The sequence below is a fragment of the Actinoplanes sp. NPDC051405 genome, assembly GCF_055586185.1.
Window position 1 is genome coordinate 349,578 of sequence record NZ_JBVJIR010000001.1, and the last position, 18,521, is coordinate 368,098.

General features: G+C 70.2%; 20 protein-coding genes. 11 read left to right on the forward strand and 9 right to left on the reverse strand.

Annotated features, from left to right (window positions below; all coding sequences use genetic code 11):
* Nucleotides 1–50: 50 nt before the first annotated feature.
* A complete protein-coding gene (locus tag ACZ6S4_RS01605) occupies nucleotides 51–1,670 on the reverse strand; it encodes an FAD-binding protein (RefSeq protein WP_465473003.1) in 1,620 nt (539 codons plus the stop codon).
* Nucleotides 1,671–1,748: 78 nt separating this feature from the next.
* Here ACZ6S4_RS01605 and ACZ6S4_RS01610 point away from each other — a divergent pair, with 78 nt between their 5' ends.
* The gene (locus tag ACZ6S4_RS01610; protein ID WP_465473004.1) at nucleotides 1,749–2,378 is read left to right on the forward strand and encodes a TetR/AcrR family transcriptional regulator; all 630 of its coding nucleotides are present in this window, start codon (nucleotides 1,749–1,751) and stop codon (nucleotides 2,376–2,378) included.
* Nucleotides 2,379–2,388: 10 nt separating this feature from the next.
* Here the strand turns inward: ACZ6S4_RS01610 and ACZ6S4_RS01615 are convergent, their stop codons facing one another.
* The 3 genes from ACZ6S4_RS01615 to ACZ6S4_RS01625 all read right to left on the reverse strand — a co-directional run bounded on the left by ACZ6S4_RS01615 (nucleotide 2,389) and on the right by ACZ6S4_RS01625 (nucleotide 5,195).
* Nucleotides 2,389–3,867 (reverse strand): flavin-containing monooxygenase, encoded by a 1,479-nt coding sequence (locus ACZ6S4_RS01615; protein ID WP_465473005.1) that lies wholly within the window; start codon nucleotides 3,865–3,867, stop codon nucleotides 2,389–2,391.
* Nucleotides 3,868–3,869: 2 nt separating this feature from the next.
* Nucleotides 3,870–4,337, reverse strand: coding sequence for a cupin domain-containing protein (locus ACZ6S4_RS01620; RefSeq protein ID WP_465473006.1), 468 nt, complete (start codon nucleotides 4,335–4,337; stop codon nucleotides 3,870–3,872).
* A gap of 81 nt (nucleotides 4,338–4,418) precedes the next feature.
* Nucleotides 4,419–5,195 (reverse strand): IclR family transcriptional regulator, encoded by a 777-nt coding sequence (locus ACZ6S4_RS01625; protein ID WP_465473007.1) that lies wholly within the window; start codon nucleotides 5,193–5,195, stop codon nucleotides 4,419–4,421.
* Nucleotides 5,196–5,213: 18 nt separating this feature from the next.
* Between ACZ6S4_RS01625 and ACZ6S4_RS01630 the strand changes: the two genes are divergently transcribed.
* The 4 genes from ACZ6S4_RS01630 to ACZ6S4_RS01645 are packed head-to-tail and all read left to right on the forward strand — an operon-like array spanning nucleotide 5,214 to nucleotide 8,306.
* On the forward strand, nucleotides 5,214–6,008 hold the full coding sequence (locus ACZ6S4_RS01630) for an SDR family oxidoreductase (RefSeq protein WP_465473008.1): 795 nt from the start codon (nucleotides 5,214–5,216) through the stop codon (nucleotides 6,006–6,008).
* Complete coding sequence (locus ACZ6S4_RS01635) at nucleotides 6,008–6,508, forward strand: cupin domain-containing protein (protein WP_465473009.1); 501 nt, start codon at nucleotides 6,008–6,010, stop codon at nucleotides 6,506–6,508. Before ACZ6S4_RS01630 ends, ACZ6S4_RS01635 begins: the two co-directional genes overlap by 1 nt.
* Nucleotides 6,505–7,374, forward strand: a complete 870-nt coding sequence (locus ACZ6S4_RS01640; RefSeq protein ID WP_465473010.1) for an alpha/beta fold hydrolase — start codon at nucleotides 6,505–6,507, stop codon at nucleotides 7,372–7,374. The genes ACZ6S4_RS01635 and ACZ6S4_RS01640 overlap by 4 nt, the downstream gene beginning before the upstream one ends.
* Entirely contained in the window at nucleotides 7,371–8,306 is a 936-nt protein-coding gene (locus ACZ6S4_RS01645) for a DODA-type extradiol aromatic ring-opening family dioxygenase (protein ID WP_465473011.1), read from the forward strand. Before ACZ6S4_RS01640 ends, ACZ6S4_RS01645 begins: the two co-directional genes overlap by 4 nt.
* Here the strand turns inward: ACZ6S4_RS01645 and dmpG are convergent.
* From dmpG to ACZ6S4_RS01670, 5 genes are all read right to left on the reverse strand, one after another.
* Complete coding sequence (dmpG, locus tag ACZ6S4_RS01650; protein ID WP_465473012.1) at nucleotides 8,287–9,300, reverse strand: 4-hydroxy-2-oxovalerate aldolase; 1,014 nt, start codon at nucleotides 9,298–9,300, stop codon at nucleotides 8,287–8,289. The genes ACZ6S4_RS01645 and dmpG overlap by 20 nt on opposite strands.
* A complete protein-coding gene (locus ACZ6S4_RS01655) occupies nucleotides 9,297–10,226 on the reverse strand; it encodes an acetaldehyde dehydrogenase (acetylating) (protein ID WP_465473013.1) in 930 nt (309 codons plus the stop codon). The genes dmpG and ACZ6S4_RS01655 overlap by 4 nt, the downstream gene beginning before the upstream one ends.
* Complete coding sequence (locus ACZ6S4_RS01660) at nucleotides 10,226–10,996, reverse strand: 2-keto-4-pentenoate hydratase (RefSeq protein WP_465473014.1); 771 nt, start codon at nucleotides 10,994–10,996, stop codon at nucleotides 10,226–10,228. The genes ACZ6S4_RS01655 and ACZ6S4_RS01660 overlap by 1 nt, the downstream gene beginning before the upstream one ends.
* Nucleotides 10,997–11,058: 62 nt before the next feature.
* Entirely contained in the window at nucleotides 11,059–11,814 is a 756-nt protein-coding gene (locus tag ACZ6S4_RS01665) for an IclR family transcriptional regulator (protein ID WP_465473015.1), read from the reverse strand.
* 64 nt (nucleotides 11,815–11,878) lie between these two features.
* On the reverse strand, nucleotides 11,879–12,781 hold the full coding sequence (locus ACZ6S4_RS01670; protein WP_465473016.1) for a LysR family transcriptional regulator: 903 nt from the start codon (nucleotides 12,779–12,781) through the stop codon (nucleotides 11,879–11,881).
* Nucleotides 12,782–12,887: 106 nt separating this feature from the next.
* Between ACZ6S4_RS01670 and ACZ6S4_RS01675 the strand changes: the two genes are divergently transcribed.
* From ACZ6S4_RS01675 to ACZ6S4_RS01700, 6 genes are read left to right on the forward strand one after another with little or no spacing between them, the layout of a single operon-like run.
* Nucleotides 12,888–13,829, forward strand: a complete 942-nt coding sequence (locus ACZ6S4_RS01675) for an NADP-dependent oxidoreductase (protein ID WP_465473017.1) — start codon at nucleotides 12,888–12,890, stop codon at nucleotides 13,827–13,829.
* Between the two features lies 1 nt (nucleotide 13,830).
* A complete protein-coding gene (locus ACZ6S4_RS01680; RefSeq protein ID WP_465473018.1) occupies nucleotides 13,831–14,703 on the forward strand; it encodes a DODA-type extradiol aromatic ring-opening family dioxygenase in 873 nt (290 codons plus the stop codon).
* Complete coding sequence (locus ACZ6S4_RS01685; protein ID WP_465473019.1) at nucleotides 14,700–14,987, forward strand: hypothetical protein; 288 nt, start codon at nucleotides 14,700–14,702, stop codon at nucleotides 14,985–14,987. Before ACZ6S4_RS01680 ends, ACZ6S4_RS01685 begins: the two co-directional genes overlap by 4 nt.
* The gene (locus tag ACZ6S4_RS01690) at nucleotides 14,984–15,997 is read left to right on the forward strand and encodes a fumarylacetoacetate hydrolase family protein (protein ID WP_465473020.1); all 1,014 of its coding nucleotides are present in this window, start codon (nucleotides 14,984–14,986) and stop codon (nucleotides 15,995–15,997) included. The genes ACZ6S4_RS01685 and ACZ6S4_RS01690 overlap by 4 nt, the downstream gene beginning before the upstream one ends.
* A gap of 17 nt (nucleotides 15,998–16,014) precedes the next feature.
* On the forward strand, nucleotides 16,015–17,133 hold the full coding sequence (locus ACZ6S4_RS01695) for an FAD-dependent monooxygenase (RefSeq protein ID WP_465473021.1): 1,119 nt from the start codon (nucleotides 16,015–16,017) through the stop codon (nucleotides 17,131–17,133).
* 4 nt (nucleotides 17,134–17,137) lie between these two features.
* A complete protein-coding gene (locus tag ACZ6S4_RS01700) occupies nucleotides 17,138–18,208 on the forward strand; it encodes an amidohydrolase family protein (protein ID WP_465473022.1) in 1,071 nt (356 codons plus the stop codon).
* Nucleotides 18,209–18,521: the final 313 nt, after the last annotated feature.

Consider the following 18,521-nt stretch of genomic DNA (forward strand, 5'->3'; position numbering starts at 1 on the left):
TCCGGTTCCACCCGGATGGGCGCCCGGCGGTGACCGGACGGTTGGCCGGGTCAGGCGGCCGCCTCGGTACGGCGTACGGCTGCCGCGTGCACGCCGGCCCGGCGACCGGAGAAGATGCAGTCGGCCAGCGACAGCCCGCTGATGTAGCTGTTGGAGCAGATGCCGACGGCAGTACGGCCGGCTGCGTAGAGTCCCGCCACACCGGTGTTCTCGGGGGTGAGCACCTGGCCGGTCTGCTCGTCGACCCGCAGGCCGCCGAGAGTCAGACCCGGAGCCGGGTAGGCGGCTGCGTTCTTGATGGAGATGTCGATCGCGTAGAACGGCCCGTCCTCGATCGGCGCGCACAAGTCAGTGCCCTTGTGTGCGGGATCGCCGATACCCCTGGCGATCCCGTCGTTGTAGGCACGGACGGTCTCCACCAGGCCGCCGGCCGGAACGCCGATCTTCTTGGCGAGCTGGGGCAGCGTCGCGGCCTTCTTGTGCCCGACGGTGAACAGGTATGCGGCCTGCGCCATCTGGAACGCCAGGGTCTGGCCGGCGATCTGGCCGCGCGCGCGCTTCCAGATGCGGGAGTCGAGCACGAGATGTCCACGTCCGTCGTGCTTGTCGATCATGATCTGCGAGTGCGTGGCGCCGTACAGGTCCTCGTTGGCGATCCGCTCTCCCGACGGCCCGACCGTCACGCCTTCGAGCAGCGACGACGGCGGTGACATGAACCGCCACGCGGTCATCCGCTCCATGTTGGCCGTGGAGCCGCCCGCCCCCACGCCGAGGTTGATCGCCGTGCCGTCGTCGCCGACCGTGCCGAGCGGGCTGATGTCGGCGAAGCCGCCCGCGTACTTCGCCTTCATCTCCGGGTTGAAAACGAACCCACCCGCGGCCAGTACGACGGCCGGCGCCCGCACCTGCGCCTCGATCGCATTGTCCAGCCAGGTGGCCTCGACTCTCGCACCGAGGCGGGCTCCGACCGCCGGGACCCAGTTACCGAACTTGCCGGCCAGCGTGGACGTCCGCCGGCTCTTGCGGATGGGGTCGGACTCCGGGTCGACCGTGCGGTATCGAACCCCGACCACCGCACCGTCCTCGATGATGAGCGAGTGCACTCGGCTCAGCGGCTTGAGAGCGACGCCCTTGCGCATCGCGGTGTCACGCAGTGCTTCGAAGAAGACCTTGCCGGAACTCATCCCCTTGGCGACCTGCCGGTGGCCGCGGGCGGCCGGGGTCGCCTGCTCCCGGTACGGCCAGGCCTTCTCGTTGCCCGAGTAGTAGAGGTAGTGCGCATCGGTCGGATACGACGTCTTGTACGGGCACAGCGTCGCGCGGTACCGGGCGCCCTGTTCCTCCAGCCAATCGATCATCGCCGGGCTGCCCTCACAGAACCGGCGCAACGTCTCGTCCGACACCACGCCCTGCGTCTCCTGGCGCAAGTAGTTGAACATGTTCTCCGGGCTGTCGGTGAGCCCGGCCGCCTTCTGGTAGCGGGTGCCACCACCGGCATACACGACCCCGCCGGACAGGGCGGACGCCCCGCCGCCATAGCCCCGGTCGAGTACCAGCACCCGGGCGCCGGCGTCAGCTGCCTCGATCGTTGCCGCCACCCCCGCGGCACCGTAGCCGACGATCACCACGTCGTATTCGGTCTGCTCATCCATCCCGGGCCTCCTCGCCACGAGAACAACGTGACCCTACCGGCCACGGCAATTATGTCACCGTACGACATAATCCTGACCTGGCGATAGTATCCCCGCATGACCGATGCGCCAGCCCGCCGCGGCCGCCCGGCGACCGTGACGGCCGAGTACCTCGCCGACGTGGCCCTGCGGATGTGGGATGAACACGGATATGACGACATCCCGCTCGGCGACGTCGCCCGGGAAGCCGGCGTGACCGCCCGTACGCTGTTGCGCTATTTCGCCTCCAAGAGCGACGTCATCTGGCAGTCGCTGTCCTCCTCGGTCGGAGACCTCGCCAGTCACCTGACCGGGACACCGGCCGAGGAGACGGTGACCACGCGGGTACGCCTCGGCGTGCTCGCCTCCCTCGCCGAGGTGGAAGGCCATGACGCGACCCGGTTGCGGCTGCGGGTGATCAGCCGGAACCCGGTTCTGCACGCCAACACCTCCGGCCCGTTCATCACCTGGCGTGGTGTCATCCGCGACTTCGTCACCGCGGAGCGCGGGTTGCCCGGGCCGGACCTGACCGCCGAGGTCTTCGCCGCCTCGGTCCAGGCGGCCACCATGACGGCTCTGACGTGGTGGGCCGAACACAGCGACCTGACCCCGATCAGCGCCGTCGACCGCGCGCTGCGCGATCTGGAAGCGGGCTTCGCCGACATCCCGGTCCGAGACGTCACGGGCAGTTGCCCCGCAACGAGCTGAAGGATGCCGGTCAGCTTTCCCCGTCCCGGGTGCGCAACCGTGCGATCAGGGCCGGAGTAACGGCCCGGTAGGCGGAGGGGTCCACCGGGTTCACCCAGTGAGAGGCACGCACGCGCTTGCTGATGTTGAGGTCGAGGTCGTCCAGAACCTCGTCGACGTTCTTCATCGAGAACGGGATGATCTTGGTGCCGCGGCAGTGGTGCCGGTCGGTGGCCTCATCCATGAAGGCCAGCTGCGCCGCGACCTGGCGGCCCATCGCGTCCGGGTCGGGCAGCGGCACCGCGCCGGCCAGGTGCGCCGTGATCCATACCGCTGCCATCTCCGCGTTGAGCGGGCTGAAGAACGACGAGTTGTAGCCGTTGAAGTAGAGCCCGTCCACGCCCAGCGGCAGGATCTGCCGGTACAGCAGGAAGTTTCCCCGCTCGTCGAAGAGCCGCCGCTGCACGTTCTCGTCGAGGAACGGCACGCCCTGACGGAAGCCGGTGGCGCAGACGATCAGGTCCGCGGGCAGCTCGGTGCCGTCGGAGAGCTCCGCCATCGGCTTGCCGTCCCGGACGAACAGCCGGGCGATCGTGGTGTCCCGGTGCACGACGATCGTGCCCGCCTCGACACCTTCGAAGAACCCCTCGGTGGCGAGCCCGATCGCACCCTTGACGATGCCCTCCATCGTGCCGCGCGGCACCAGCCCGAGCTGCTTCAGCTTGAACTGGCGCACCGACACCGAACCGACGGAGTTGAGCATGCTGCGGCGCATCGGGTTGCCCGGGCCGTGCAGGAACTTCTCGACGCCGCGCAGCCGGTGATGGCGGAACAGCGCCTCGCCCATCCGGGTCAGCAGCAGCATCTTGAAGTTCAGCACCCCACCGATCTTGCGGGGCACCTTCCACAGCAGCTGCCGCGCGACGACATCGGTGCTCGCGGCGACCTCGCTCAACGGCACGGTCACGTCGCACGCCGACTTGCCATAGCCGATCACCAGGACGTTCTTGCCGCGCGCCAGCTCCACGTCGTGCATCTCGGTGCCGGCCAGGATCCGGCCGCCGGCCGCGGCGAAGTCGTCCTGACCGGAGAAGGCCGGCATGTTCGGCTCGCAGAAGACACCGTTGGCGACGACCAGCCGGTCGACCACGTCAGTGCCGCCGGGAGACAGAGTCAGCGTCCACCGGTCGCCGTCCCGCACAGCGCGGGTCACCCTGGTGCCGAGCTGGAGGTGCGGCTCGATTTTGAAGTCGGTGGCGTATCCCTCCAGCCACTCCTGCACCTGGGCGCCGGTCGGCCACTCGGGGAGGTGCTTGGGCATCGGGTAGTCGGAGAGGCCGTATGTCGCCTTGGCGCTCTGCGTGGTCAGGCCCGGGTAACGCCGGGTGCGGCTCCACACGCCGCCGACGTCCGGCGCGGAGTCGAACACCACCACCTCGTGCCCCGCCTGCAGCAGCGTCTTGGCGGTGGCCAGCCCCGCGACACCGGCCCCGATGATCCCGATGCGCATGGTCAGCGCCCCCCGCCGGGCGGCAGCTGCATCTGGATCCCGAACTCCTCCATGATCGGCTTGAGCGTGGCCAGGTCCTTCGGGCCCGGCGGCAGCTCACCCAGGGCCTGGTAGTAGGCCTCGAGGCCGGCCGGGGAGACCACCGAGATGACCCGCGCCTCGTCGCCGTACGGGTTGCGGAAGGTGTGCACCACGTTGCGCGGCAGGTAGAGGTAGTCGCCGAACTCGAGGGTGAACTCCTCACCGCCGAGCGACACGTCCAGCCGGCCGGCGAGGCAGATGAACGACTCGTCCTCGCGGGTGTGGATGTGCGCCGGCGGGCCATTGGTCTCCGGCGGGATCGCGTACTCGAACAGCGAGTACGCCTCGCGGGTCGACGACCCGTTCGTCTTCATCGTGATGTTCAGGCCGATCGCCGGGATCTGTGTCCCTTTGCGCGAGCTGAGCAGGTAGCCACCGCCAAGGCTCACGGTGTCCTCCATTTCGCCGGGGGTGTGTGCTGGCTCACAGCCTGCGGCCGGACGCTCGGCCTCCCCAAACGGCAGTCTCACTCAGCGGGACGGAAAAGTGGAGTAGGCCCGCGAGGCAGCCGCCGCGGCGAGGCGCACAGCAGGCCCGGCACGATCGGCGCGGACCAGCCCGGTCGGTCCGGTGACCGAGACGGCGGCCACCACCGCGCCCAGCGGCCCGAAGATCGGCGCGGCCACGCAGCTGATCCCGATGTTGGCTTCCTCGCGCTCGACGGCCAGCCCGCGTTCGGGGATGGCGGCCAGCTCGCGGCGCAGGGCGGTGGCCGTGGTCATCGTGCGGGGCGTGCGCCGTTCCTGCCCGGCGTCGATCACCGCCTGGACGGTGGCTTCGTCGCTGTGGGCCAGGATCGCCAGGCCGAGGGCCGAGCAGTACGCCGGCAGCAAGGCGCCGACCTGCGACAACATCGGCATCGGCCGATGTCCGGTGATCTTCTCGACCAGCAGCACCTGGGTGCCGCTGAGCACGCCGAGCTGCACCGTCGTCCGGGTGGCATGGTAGAGGTCCTGGAGGAACGGCAGTGCCGCCTCGCGCAACTCGTGGCGGACCGGGGCGAGGCCGGAGAGCTCGAAGAGCCGGTTGCCGATCCGGTAACGGTCAGCCGGCTTGTCCAGCCAACCCAGTCTCAGCATCTTGTCCGCGGTCCGGTGCGTGGTCGACCGCGGCAGACCGGTGCGCGCGACCAGCGCGGCGAGGCTCAGCTCCCGGTGCTGCTCGTCGAACGCGCCGAAGATCGCCTCCGCCCGGTCGAGCCCACCGGGGCCGGCCGACGAACTGGCGTCCCGCTCAGCGGGACTCACGGTAGGTCCCTGCCCGTCATGGCGGTCAGGCTAACCCCGAACCGCCGACTTGGGGAGGCCGTCATCAACAGAAGAACAGCCCTGGTCGGCGGCGGCGGCTCCGGCATTGGATTTGCCACCGCGGAGTGCCTGGCCCGGGCCGGCCACGACATCGTGCTGGCCGGCCGTCGCCAGGAGCCGCTGGACAAGGCCGCCGCCGCCATCGCCGAGCGCACCGGCTCCTCCGTCACCACGGTCGTCGCCGACCTGGCCACCGACTGCCCGCCGCTGATCAGCGCCGCCGACGTGCTGGTGCTGAACGCCGGTGGGCCGGCGCCCGGCCGCATCCTGGATGTCGACGACGACGGCTGGCAGCACGCGTTCGATCTGCTGCTGCGCGGGCCGTTGCGGCTCGCCCGCCGGGCCTTGCCCGCGATGGCCGAACGCGGCTTCGGCCGGGTGGTCTTCGTGACCTCCACGGCGGTCCGCCAGCCGCAACCGGACCTGGCCAGCAGCGTGGTGCTGCGGGCCGCGGTGACCAGTGCCGCCAAGCTGCTCTCCCGCGAGTACGCCGATCGCGGCGTCACGGTGAACTGCGTGGCACCCGGGCCGACGGCCACCGAGCGGCGGCACGCGATCCTCGCCGCCCGCGCGGAGCGCATCGGCGCGACCTACGCCGAGCTGGATGCCGCCGACGTGGCCACCGTGCCCGCCGGCCGCGCGGGAATGCCCGAGGAGGTGGGCGCGGCCGTCGCATTTCTCGCCTCGGCTGCCGCAAGCTACGTCAACGGGACCGTGCTCACGGTCGACGGTGGCAGAACGGAGACACCCTGATGGCGCAGTCCGGACCGGACTTCAGCATGGCGGAATTCCTGAGCGCGATCTCGGCCGTGGTACGGCCGAGCCAGGCCCGCCCGATCGTGGTGCACGACAACGAGCTGGAGACGCTGCCCGCGGCGCAGGTGCACAACCCGACCGAGCTGCGGATCGCCGGGAAGCTGCCGACCAGCACGTTCGAGATCTTCCGGCAGACCATTCCGGCGGGGCTCAGTTCGGACATGCAACGCCATTACCACGAGACCGTGCACTTCGTGATCTCCGGGATCGGGCACACCGAGGTCGAGGACGAGGTCGAGCCCTGGGTTACGGGCGCGTTCGTCTACACACCGCCGTGGACCTGGCACCGGCACTACAACGACTCCGCCGACGAGCCGGTGGAGTTCCTGACCATCGAGAACTCCCGACTGCTGAGCCACTTCGGGATCGCCCGCAGGCAGAGCGCCGGGCTGGCGACCGTCGAGGAAGCGCGGGCACTGTTCAAGGAGCAGACATGAGCAGCCACATCAGCATCTGGGGCGAACTGGCCACTGTGGACCATCGGTTGTGGCACGCCGACGTGGGGGGTGTGCGCACCCGGGTCCTGCAAGCGGGGAACGGGCCGGACCTGATCCTGCTGCACGGCACCGGAGGCCACCTCGAGGCGTACGCCCGGGACATCGCCGGGCTGGCCGCGGACTTCCGGGTGACCGCCTACGACATGGTCGGCCATGGGTGGTCGGACACGCCCGACTACCCGTACACCATCGATGTGCTGTCCGGTCATCTGGTCGGCTTGATGGACGCGCTGGGCATCGAGCGGGCCCACCTGTCCGGCGAGTCGCTCGGCGGCTGGGTGGTGGCGTGGACGGCCGCACACCACCCCGAACGGGTGGACCGGCTCGTGCTGAACACCCCGGGCAACATCGCGAACAAGCCCGAGGTGATGGCCCGGATGCGGGACAGCACCATGGCGGCGGTACGCGACCCCAGCGACGAGACCGTGCGGCGGCGCGTGGAGTTCCTCTTCCACCACAAGGAGATGGTCACCGACGAGCTGGTCGATCTGCGCCGCGCGGTCTACAGCCGGCCGGGCTTCGTCCAGGCCATCACCAACACACTGGTGCTCCAGGATCCGGTGGTCCGCCGGAACTTCGCCTGGGGACCGGAGTGGGTCGGCAAGGTGACCGCGCCGACCCTGCTGCTCTGGACCGAGCACGACCCGACCGGCGGGCTGGACGAGGCGGATCTGCTGCTCGGCTGGCTGCCGGACGCGCGGCTGCACGTCATCGCCGACGCCGGCCACTGGCCGCAGTGGGAGAAGGTCGACGAGTACCTGCGCACCCATCGCGACTTCCTGCTGCTCGGAAAGGACCCCGCATGAGCGAGATCGTCGGCTTCGTGGGGATGTCCCACTCGCCCTTCGCGACGCTGCTGCCGCCGGCCGCCGGCGACGAACCCGGCGGGCGCTTCCTCTCGGACGCGCAGCGAGTGGCGGCAGCGGTGGCCGGGCTGGCGCCGGACGCGGTCGTGGTGATCGGCCCCGACCACTTCCACGCCAACTTCTACGACCAGATGCCGCCGTTCGTGCTCGGCGTCGAGGCAGCCACCGGGTTCGGCGACTTCGCCAGCACCGAGGGGCCGCTGCCGGTCGCGTCCGGGCTGGCGTGGGCGGTCCGCGACGGGCTCGCCGACGCGGGGTTCGACGTGTCGCTGTCGTACGCCCTGACCGTCGACCACGGCGTGGTACAGAGCTACGAGATGACCACCGGCGGTATCGAGGTTCCGCTGGTTCCGCTGGTGCTCAACACCGCTGCGCCACCGCTGCCCGGCCTGGCCCGCTGCGTGGCCCTGGGCCGGGCGCTGGGCGATGCGATCCGGCGCTCCCCCGACGCCGGCCGCGTGCTGGTCATCGCGAGTGGCGGGCTGTCGCACTGGCTGCCGTCCAACGACCCGCGCGACCCGTCGGTGGTCGGCGAGCGCCGGGAGTCGCTCATCCACGGGCGCAAGGACGCCCGTGCCTTCGCCGCGGTCCGGGAGCCCAGGGTACGGGCGATGGCCGGCAACCCCGACGCGCCGGTGAACGCCGAGTGGGACCGCTGGTTCCTGGGCCGGCTGCGCACTCTCGAGCTCGATGCCATCGTGGCGCTGGGCCACGACAAGCTCGAGCACGAGGCGGGCAGTGGCGGCCACGAGGTGCGCACCTGGCTGGTCGGGTACGCGGCGGTCGGGCAGCCACTGGTCTGGGACAGCTACGAACCGGTCCCGGAGTGGATCACCGGCATGGGCATCGGGACTACCTTCCCCGTACGGTGACCAGGTCCAGCGCGATGTCGACGAGCAGGTCCTCCTGCCCGCCGACCAGTCCCCGCCGCCCGGCCTCGACCAGGATCGTGCGCACGTCCACGCCGTAGCGCCGGCCGGCGACCTCGGCGTGCCGAAGGAACGAGCTGTAGACACCCGCGTACCCCAGGGTCAGGGTCTCGCGGTCCACCCGGACCGGGCGATCCTGCAGCGGGCGCACCAGATCCTCCGCCGCGTCCTGCAGCGCGAAGAGATCACATCCGTGTTCCCAGCCGCGCAGATCAGCGACCGCGACGAACGGTTCGATCGGGCAGTTCCCGGCGCCCGCGCCCAGACCGGCCAGGGACGCGTCCACCCGGGTCACACCCTCCTCGACCGCAATCATCGAGTTGGCCACCGACAGCGACAGGTTCTCGTGGGCATGGATGCCGAGCTCGGTCGCCGGGTCGAGCACGTCGCGGTACGCCCTGACCCGCTCGCGCACGCCGTCCATCATCAGCCGGCCGCCGGAGTCGGTGACGTAGACGCAGTTCGCGCCGTACGTCTCCATGAGCTTCGCCTGCGCGGCGAGCCTGGCCGGCTCGGCCAGGTGGCTCATCATCAGGAACCCGGAAACGTCCATGCCCAGCTCGCGGGCGGTCGCGATGTGCTGAGCCGCGACGTCCGCCTCGGTGCAGTGGGTGGCGATCCGGACCGAGCGGACGCCGAGCGTGTACGCCTGCTTGAGGTCGGCGATGGTGCCGATGCCCGGCAGCAGCAGCGTCGTCAGCCGGGCCCGGCTGACGGCCGTGGCCGCCGCCTCGATCCACTCCCAGTCGGTGTGCGAGCCCGGGCCGTAGGTGAGGCTCCCGCCGGACAATCCGTCGCCGTGTGCCACCTCGATGCCGTCGACACCGGCCGCGTCCAGCGCTCGGACGATCCGGGCGACGGCGTCGAGTTCCATCCGGTGCCGGACCGCGTGCATGCCGTCCCGCAACGTCACGTCCTGAATGAAGAGCCTGCTCATGCGGGCACCCGCGCGATGCGCTCGGCCGCGGCCATCGCGGCCGAGGTCATGATGTCCAGATTCCCCGCGTACGCCGGCAGATAGTGCGCCGCGCCCTCGACCTCAAGGAACACCGACACCTGATGAGTCACCGGGGCCGCACCGGCCAGCGTGTGTACCGGCTGCCCCGGCGGTACAGGGGTGATCTGCACCTGCTGTTTGAGCCGGTAGCCGGGTACATACCCGGCGACCACCTCGACCATCTCCTCGACTGACGCCCGGATGGACGAACGCGTCTCCTCGGTAGGGGCATTGACCAGGCACAGCACGGTGTCCCGCATGATCAGCGGCGGCTCGGCCGGGTTCAGCACGATCAGCGCCTTGCCGCGCGCCGCGCCGCCGACCCGTTCGATCGCGTGTGCCGTGGTCTCCGTGAACTCGTCGATGTTGGCGCGGGTGCCCGGACCGGCACTCCTGGATGCGATGGAGGCGACGATCTCCGCGTACGGCACGTCGGCCACCCGGGACACCGCCGCGACGATCGGGATGGTCGCCTGGCCGCCGCACGTGACCATGTTGATGTTACGGGCTCCGGTCAGGGAGTTCAGGTTCACCGCGGGCACCACGTAAGGGCCGATCGCCGCCGGGGTCAGGTCGATCATCGTCTTCCTGTACGCGGCCAGTGCGGTGTCGTTGGCCACGTGCGCCCGCGCCGACGTGGCGTCGAAGACGATCTCGATGTCCTCGAAGCCGTCCATCGCGATCAGGCCGTGCACACCGCCGGAGGTGACGGGCACGCCGAGCCGCCGAGCCCGGGCCAGGCCGTCCGAGGCCGGGTCGATGCCGACCATCGCGGCCATCTCCAGACTCTCCGACAACCGCAGAACTTTGATCATCAGGTCCGTACCGATGTTGCCCGAGCCGATGACCGCAACCTTCGTCCGCATCAGGCATCTCCGAATCTGGTGGAAACCGCGCCCAGGCCGGTCAGCGTGGCGGTGACCCGCATGCCGGGCAGTACCGCCACCATCGGGCCCAGCGCACCGGACAGCACCACCTGGCCGGCCCGCAAGGGATCACCCAGATCACGGGCGACACCGGCGAGCCAGGCCAGCGCGTTCAGCGGGTCACCAAGGCACGCCGCCCCCGAGCCCTTGGAGACGACCGCGCCGTCGACACTGAGCTCCATCTGGATTTCTGTCGGGTCGAGCAGGTCAAGCGGAACTCGGTCGGCGCCGAGCACGAACAGGCCGCTCGACGCGTTGTCGGCGATCGTGTCCGCGATGCTGATGTCCCACCCGGCAATCCGGCTGTCGACGATCTCCAGGGCGGGGGCCATCAGGTCCACGGCCGCGCGCACACTGGCCGCGGTGATGTCGCCGTCGAGGTCGGCGCCGAGCAAGAAGGCGACCTCCGCCTCGATGCGCGGCTGCAGCAGGCCGCCCACCGGCACCGGGTCCAGCGTGCTGACGTCCATGTCGTCGAAGAGCACGCCGAAGTCCGGGCTGTCCACGCCGAGCTGCTTCTGCACGGCCGGCGAGGTGAGACCGATCTTGTGACCGACGATCTTCGCGGTTCGTCTCCGCAGGGCGGTCAGCTCCTGCTGGACGGCGTACGCGGCCACGAGGTCGTCCGCGCCGATCAGATCACGGACCGGAGCACAGGGTTCGGCTCGTCGGGCCGCGTCGAGCAGCCGTTGCGCCGCAGGCGATGTCATGGCGCCACCATCCCTGGACGTCGACACTTCCTCCACCGAACTGTTCCGCTATCCGGAACAGATCATCGCTCCTTCGGAGCCAGCAGAGCCGAACGGCGCGCCAAGGTCGCCGCGATACCGGCGGCGGCGGCCTTCACAGAGTCGGCGTGCCGGCGAGGATGGAACCGGGTCGCCGGACCTGCCACGCTGACGGCGGCAACGGCGACGTCGTGCTCGTCCAGCACCGGCGCGCCGACGCAGACGATCCCGACCGCCGACTCCTCAGCCTCGAACGTCACTCCGGCCTCCATCGCCTCGCCGAGCTGCCGGCGCAGAATCAGTGCGGACGTGACCGTCCGCGGTGCAAGGCGGGCCAGCGGCGCGCCCAGCACCTCGGCTCGTACCGAATCGGGGGCGAAGGCGAGCAGGGCCTTGCCGATCGCGGTCGCGTGCAGGGGCATCCGCCCGCCCAGCCTGGAGGGGGCCCGCGCCTGGCGATGACCGCCCACCTTCGCCACGTAGACCACCTCCATCCCTTCCCGCAGGCCGAGGTGAACGGTCTCGTGGGTGCGCTCGTACAGGTCCTCCAGGAACGGCGTGGCCACTTCGAGCAGGTCGCGCTCCACCGAGGCGCGCATGCCGAGCGCGAAGAGGTACCCGCTGAGGTGGAACCTGCCATCCACCCGGTCCAGGAGGCGGGCCTCGACCAGTTCCCCGGTCAGCCGGTGCAGGGTGGCTTTGGCCAGCCCGGTACGCCGCTGCAGCTCCGCGAAACCGACCCCGCGATCGTCAGCGGTGAAGGCGTCCAGGATCGCGGCCACCTTCGCGATCACCGTCATGGAGGCAGCTTATGCCGCGGACCGGAACGCGGTGTCGTGCCGATCCCGCCTTCTGATGCCTTCGTCAGCAGACGTCACGGGCTGCCGCTGTGAAGATCGAGCGGAGCCACCGGTGGGCGGGGTCGGCGTCGTTGACCGAATGCCACCACAGGGCGAGCTTGAGCGGGGCGATCGGCACCGGGCACCGCATGATCCGGACCGGTTGAGCGGATGTCAGCAGGTCGGCGAGGCGCCGCTGAATCAGCGTGACGCGGTTGGTGCCGATGATCAGCGCGGGCAGGGTCCAGTAGCTCTCGCTGACCGTCTGGACCCGTGGTTCGATGCCGTGCAGGCGCAGCTCACGAACAGCCGTGGTGAACGCGGTCGTCCGATGGAAGACCGTGACCCACGGCAGCTCGGCGAGGTGTTCGGTGGTGAGTTCGCCGCCGACCCTGGTGTTGCCGGCGTCGATCATGCAGACCCACTCGTCATCGAGCAGGTCCTGGTAGGGCATGTCGTTGACGACACCGTGCGGCAGGATGAACGCGTCGATGTGACGAAGTGACTCCGGCGCGGCGTCTACTGCATCGGTCGTCACCTGTCGCAGGTGCAGGCGTACGTCCGGGGCCTGCTTGTGCAGCCGTGAGATGGCCGAGCCGAGCACCTGGATCGTGTAGTCGGACAGGACGACGGTGAACTCGCGCTGGGCGGTCGCGGGGTCGAATTCCGGCTGCAGGGAGAAGACCCGGTCGGCGGTGGTCACGGCCTCGGAGACCCGGTCGGTCAGCTGCTGCGCGATCGGGGTGAGCTGGTAGCCGTTGCCGTGCCGGATCAGCAGGTCGTCGTGGTAGTGCCGGCGCAATTTGGCGAGAATGCTGCTGGCCGCGGGCTGGCCGATGCCCAGCCGCTCGGCGGCCCGGCTGACGCTGCGCTCCTCCAGCAGAGCCTGCAGACCCTTCATCAGGTTGAGGTCGACATTCTTCGGCACCACGCAACGATATCAACAGCGTTAATAGCGGATATCCCCATCATTGCCTTCCCCGATACTGCTCCGGCCGTCAGGGTGATCTCACCGACAAGACGGGAGACGGCAGATGCGGGCATACGTCCTGCGTGGCTTCGGCGAACGGCCGGCCCTGACCGACGTACCGACGCCGGTGGCCGGCGCCGGCGAAGTGCTGGTCCGGATGACCGCCTCCTCGGTCAACCCGGTGGACGCCATGATCGGCGCCGGCGGCTTCCGGCAACGCCTGGAGCATCGCTTCCCGGCCACGCTCGGCCGGGACCTGGCGGGCACCGTGGTCGACGCCGGCCCGGGTACGCACCGGTTCCACCTCGGCGACGAGGTCTTCGGGTTCGTGAAGCGGCCGTTCATCGGCGGCGGAACGTTCGCGGAGTACGTGACGGTTCCGGAGGACCGATTCATCGTCGCCCGGCCGGCCGCATTGCCGGTGGCCGCGGCCGGCGCGATCGGGCTGGCGGCGGTGACCGCCTTGCAGTGCCTGGACGCGTTGATGCTTCCCGTGGGCGCCGGCCTGCTGATCAACGGGGCAACCGGTGGGGTCGGCGCCTTCCTGCTCCAGTTGGGCCGGCTGGCCGGGCTGGACGTCGTGGCCACCGCGCGGCCCGGCGCCGAGGAGCAGCACGTGCGCGGCCTGGGTGCCACAGCGACGGTGGACTGGTCCGCCGGAGATGTCGCTGACACGGTCCGCACCCTGCGCCCGGCAGGCATGGACGGGCTGGTGGATCTCGTCTCGCCCGCCACCGACCGGTTCACCGCCCTGGCCGATGGCGTCCTCGCGCCGAAGGGGCGTGCTGTGTCCACGCTCAGCGCGGCCATCGGCTCACGCCGGCGCAATGTCCATTCCGACGGCGATCCCGCACTCCTGCGCCGCATCGCCGACCTTGCCGGTGAGCTACGGGTGCCGCTTGTCGAGAGCTACCCGCTGGAGAAGATCGACGACGCGTTCGAGGCGCTTCGCGACGGCCCGCTCGGCAAGATCGGGCTGACCCTCGATTCCCCCACCGGAGGCTGACATGGCACGACTCGTCGAGGTGATGTGCGTTCCGCACGATCCGACCGTGCCGGCGGCGCTACGCGCCCCCGGAGATCTTCCCGAGGCGGCGGCGGCCACCCGGGATGCTTTCGCCCGCTTGCGGGTACGGCTGACCGAGGCGCGCCCGGACGTGCTGCTCGTGGTCGCGGGTGACCATCTGAACCAGTGGTTCATGGACAACATGCCGCAGTTCTCGATCGGCAAGGCGCCTCGTGCGACCGGACCGTTCGAGCACGAGCGGGAGCTGTTCGGCCTGGACCCCTACGACACCGAGATCGACGGAGTGCTGGCCCGGCACCTGCTGGACCGCGGCATCGAGGGCCATTTCGACCTGGCGTACTCCAACGAGTTCACCCTCGACCACGGCTTCGTGGTGCCGCTGACCATGCTGCGCCCCGAGGGTGACCTTCCGGTCGTACCGATCTTCACCAACGTGATGGCCCCGCCGGTCGCGCCGGGCCGCCGGTTCCATGCGCTGGGCCGCGCGGTCCGAGACCTGATCGAGGACTTCGACGCCGGCAGCCGGGTCGCGGTCATCACCAGCGGGCACATGACCAACAGCATCGGCGGCCCCCAGATGATGGACTTCCGCGAGCAGCCGGTGTCCGAATGGGACCGGCGCACCTGGGAACGCCTGCACACCGGCGACCTCGACGAACTCGTGGACGAGTGCACCTACGACCGGCTGCTGCGGTACGGCAGCGGCACTGCCGGCTTCCTCGACTATCTGTTCGCCCTCGGTGCCGCCGGCGACCGCCGCCCGACCTGGTCGAAGCTCGCCGCGGGGCCGACTCAGCCGCCGGCTGGATTCCTGGAGTGGGACGAGGACGCGCTGAACGGAGCCGGCCGGTGAGTAAATATCAGATCAACAAAGTTCTGTACGACGTCTACCGCGACCGCGCCTCCGCCGCCCGGTTCACCGCCGACCCTGTCGGCTTCGTGGCCGGCCGCGATCTGCCGGATGAGGCCCGGACAGCTCTGGCCGGACGGGACGTGCGCTGGCTGGTCGCCGCCGGGGCCCACCCGTTCCTGGTCTACAACTTCGCTCTTCGGCTGGCCGGGCAGTTCAGCATCCCGTTCGTCGTCGACTATGTCCGCCGGCTGCAGGGCCTGGAACTCGGAGACATCACAACATGAGCGTCACCGGCCTGCTCGACGACACCTTCGGCATCGGCACATTCCAGCGGGACAGCCGGGCGTTCCCCGGTCTGGTCCGGCCGGGAGGGGAGATCGTCGACCTCTCCCCCGCCTTCCGGGACACCCACCAGATCTTCGACGAGTGGCCGGCGAGCTTCGACGTGCTCACCCGGATCGCCGCCGGCACGGTCGCGGACACCACGCTCGACCGGGTACGGCCGCTGCCACCCCTGGCGCACCCGAACCTGCTCTGCGCCGGCGCGAACTACAAGCAGCATGTGGCCGAGATGCTCACCAAGAACAAGTTCAACCAGCACAACCGGCGGCCCGGCGAGACGGACGAACAGTTCTATCAACGCAACTACGCGATGATGGACGAGCGCGCCGCGCACGGCACCCCGTTCCTCTGGGCCGGACTGCACTCCGCGCTGGCCGGCGCCCACGACGACATCGTGCTGCCGCCCGTCGGCGAGCAACACGACTGGGAGCTGGAGATCGGCGCGGTGATCGGCCGCTCGGCCCGATACACCTCGGTCGACGAGGCGAAGGACCTGATCGCGGGCTACGTCATGGTCAACGACCTGGGCTCGGTCGACACGTTCCGGCGCACCGACATCCCGTGGGGTTACGACTGGATCGGCAAGCACCAGGCCGGGTTCAAGCCGGCCGGGCCGTTCATCGTGCCCGCCCCGTTCGTCGACATCGACACCGTGCGTATCACGCTGCGCGTCAACGATCGGGTGATGCAGGACTGGCCCGCCAACGACATGGTCTTCGACCTGCCGAAGCTGGTCGCCTATGCCTCCGAACGGGTTCGTCTGCTGCCCGGCGACATCATCACTGCCGGCTCCCCGCCGGGCAACGGCATGCACCATGGCCGGTTCCTGCGCGCCGGCGACGTCGTCGACAGCACGATCACCGGGCTGGGCCGGCAGCGCAACCACTGTGTCGACGAGCAGATCGGCGATCGGAAGCCGGTCTTCGGCGCCTGGGTGAATCCCATCCCGTGACGGATCAGGAGAGGCACATGCCCGTACAGAAAGTCTTGATCGTGGGTGCCGGCATCGCCGGCCTCGCCGCGGCGATCGCGCTGGGCCGGTCCGGCATCGCCTGCGAGGTCGTCGACACCGAGGACCGCACCGACGGCGCGTCGATCGGCCTCAACAACCGGGCGGTGGACGCGCTCGACGAACTCGGCATCCTCGAAGACTGCATGGCCGCCGGCAACGCCCTGCCGCAGTCGGTCTTCGCCCGCATGTACGACGCGGACGGCCACCCCCTGCCCGTGCCGCCGGTGCCGGTCCGCGAGGACAGCAGGTTGCCCGGTGCCGTGGTCATCCACCGTGCCGCGCTCCGTGGCATCCTGCGCGCCCATGCCGGCAAGGCCGGCGCCGACATCCGGATCGGAATCACCGTCGCCGACCTGAGCCAGGACGCGGCCGGCGTCGAGGTGACGTTCACCGACGGCGACCGGCAACGGTACGACCTGGTGGTCGGCGCCGACGGGATCCAGTCGCCGACCCGCCGCCGGCTGCACGGCGACGACCATCAACCGCAGTACACCGGACTGATGAGCCTGCGCTGGCTGTTGCCGGATCCGGGCGGCGAACCTGGCTTCTTCCACGGCCCGGACGTCACCGTGATCGTCGGCCGGCTCCGCGGTGGGCTGGCCTACGTCAGCACCGGCCGCGACCTGCCGTACGAGCGGGTCTCGCCCGGCGCAGCCCGCGACATCATGGCCGACATCCTCGACCGGTTCCGGGCGCCGACCGTGACCGCGATCCGTGCGCGACTGAGCGACGATGCCGACATTCTGGTGCGCCCCTTCGAGTGGCTGTTGGTGCCCGCCCCGTGGCACCGCGGCCGGGTCACGTTGATCGGCGACGCCGCGCATGCCACCACGGCGCATCTCTCCTACGGCGGCGGCATGGCGTGCGAGGACGCGGTCGTGCTGGCCCAGGAACTCACCGCCTCGGCCGATCCGGCTGTGGCGCTCGACAGGTTCATGCTGCGGCGTGAGCCGCGGGTCCGCACCGTGGTCGAGGGCAGCGTGGAACTGCTGCGGATGGAACAGCAACGCGCCGATCCCCGGGCCATGGGGGCGGTGCGCGGCCGCGCTATGGGCGTTCTCTCGGCGCCGTACTGATCGCATGAGGGTCCTCGATGTGCACGCACACCTGGTCATCGACGAGGTCGAGCGGGCCGTCGCCGGGGCGCCGGGCCTGGCCGCGCACCGCGCGCTGGAGGCTCTGCGCACCGGCGCCGAGTCCGGTGCGGTGTCCGGGCGGATGGTGGCCGAGCGCTTCGGCCGCCTCACCGACCTGAGCACTCGCTTGGCGGACATGGACGCCGCCGGGATCGATGCTCAGCTGGTCTCCCCGTCGCCGTCGCAATACCACTACTGGGCCGGTGAGGAGCTGGCCGAGGTGGTGTGGCGGGCGGCGAACGATGGGATCGCCGCCTTCTGCGCGCGGGCTCCGGACCGGCTGACCGGGCTCGGTCTGGTGCCGTTGCAGTTCCCCGATCGTGCGGTTGCCGCGCTCGATCACGCCGTACGGGAATGTGGTCTGACCGGTGTGGAGATCTCCTCGCATGCGCCGGCCTTCGACGCCGCCGGCACCGTCGAGCTGTCCGACGAACGGCTGGAGCCGTTCTGGGCGCGCGCCGAGCAGCTCGGCGCGATCATCTTCCTGCACCCGTTCGGCTGCACCCTCGACGCACGCCTCGACCGCTGGTATCTGTCCAACATCGTCGGGCAGCCGGTGGAGAACGCGGTTGCGCTGTCCCACCTGATCTTCTCCGGCGTCCTGGACCGGCACCCCGGCCTGCGGGTGATCGTCTCGCACGGCGGCGGCTATCTACCGACCTTCATCGGCCGGGCCGACCACGGCTGGCGGGTGCGCTCCGACGCGCGCGGCTGCGCCGAGCCACCGAGCAGTTATCTGCGGCGGCTCTGGTTCGACTCGCTGGTGCACACTGCCGAGGGGCTGCGCGCACTGGTGGCCGCGGTCGGCGCGGACCGGGTGCTGCTGGGCTCGGACTACCCGTTCGACATGGGTGTCGAAGACCCGCTGACCAGGCTGGAAGCTGCCGAGCTCACGGCTGCCGATCGCGATGCGATCGCCTCGGGCAACGCGGCGCGGCTCACCGCGGACGGTGGGGATCCGTCGCTCAGGGCAGGAGCAGCACCAGCTTCCCGCGGACGTGGCCTTCCTCGCTGATCCGGTGCGCGGCAGGCCCCTCGGCGAGCGCGCAGGTCTGCGCCACCGGCAGGGTGAGAAGGCCCTGCTCGAAGAGTCCGGCGGCCTTCCGAGCCGGTCGTGCAGGTGACGCCGTGAGCCGCGGCGTCCGCGTCCGCGATGGTCATCGAGGACGCCCTGTTCGAGGCGCGGCGCCGCGGTGGGATCCAGGCCCCGATCCCGCTCGCGGCGGCCGCCGGGTACTTCGTCAGCGCGATCTTCGGTGCAGCGGCTACGCACCGCACACCCAGCTCAGCAGCGTCGCGGACATGAAGGAAGGACCTTGACGCCCTGC

Excerpts from the sequence above, each read along its gene's own strand:
- ACZ6S4_RS01635 (WP_465473009.1), top strand. The coding sequence starts at position 6,008 with ATGGCGCAGTCCGGACCGGACTTCAGCATGGCGGAATTCCTGAGCGCG.
- ACZ6S4_RS01690 (WP_465473020.1), top strand. The coding sequence starts at position 14,984 with ATGAGCGTCACCGGCCTGCTCGACGACACCTTCGGCATCGGCACATTC.
- ACZ6S4_RS01680 (WP_465473018.1), top strand. The coding sequence starts at position 13,831 with ATGGCACGACTCGTCGAGGTGATGTGCGTTCCGCACGATCCGACCGTG.
- ACZ6S4_RS01630 (WP_465473008.1), top strand. The coding sequence starts at position 5,214 with ATGGCGGTCAGGCTAACCCCGAACCGCCGACTTGGGGAGGCCGTCATC.
- dmpG (WP_465473012.1), bottom strand. The coding sequence starts at position 9,300 with ATGAGCAGGCTCTTCATTCAGGACGTGACGTTGCGGGACGGCATGCAC.
- ACZ6S4_RS01700 (WP_465473022.1), top strand. The coding sequence starts at position 17,138 with ATGAGGGTCCTCGATGTGCACGCACACCTGGTCATCGACGAGGTCGAG.
- ACZ6S4_RS01610 (WP_465473004.1), top strand. The coding sequence starts at position 1,749 with ATGACCGATGCGCCAGCCCGCCGCGGCCGCCCGGCGACCGTGACGGCC.
- ACZ6S4_RS01640 (WP_465473010.1), top strand. The coding sequence starts at position 6,505 with ATGAGCAGCCACATCAGCATCTGGGGCGAACTGGCCACTGTGGACCAT.
- ACZ6S4_RS01645 (WP_465473011.1), top strand. The coding sequence starts at position 7,371 with ATGAGCGAGATCGTCGGCTTCGTGGGGATGTCCCACTCGCCCTTCGCG.
- ACZ6S4_RS01655 (WP_465473013.1), bottom strand. The coding sequence starts at position 10,226 with ATGCGGACGAAGGTTGCGGTCATCGGCTCGGGCAACATCGGTACGGAC.
- ACZ6S4_RS01675 (WP_465473017.1), top strand. The coding sequence starts at position 12,888 with ATGCGGGCATACGTCCTGCGTGGCTTCGGCGAACGGCCGGCCCTGACC.
- ACZ6S4_RS01665 (WP_465473015.1), bottom strand. The coding sequence starts at position 11,814 with ATGACGGTGATCGCGAAGGTGGCCGCGATCCTGGACGCCTTCACCGCT.
- ACZ6S4_RS01660 (WP_465473014.1), bottom strand. The coding sequence starts at position 10,996 with ATGACATCGCCTGCGGCGCAACGGCTGCTCGACGCGGCCCGACGAGCC.
- ACZ6S4_RS01615 (WP_465473005.1), bottom strand. The coding sequence starts at position 3,867 with ATGCGCATCGGGATCATCGGGGCCGGTGTCGCGGGGCTGGCCACCGCC.
- ACZ6S4_RS01695 (WP_465473021.1), top strand. The coding sequence starts at position 16,015 with ATGCCCGTACAGAAAGTCTTGATCGTGGGTGCCGGCATCGCCGGCCTC.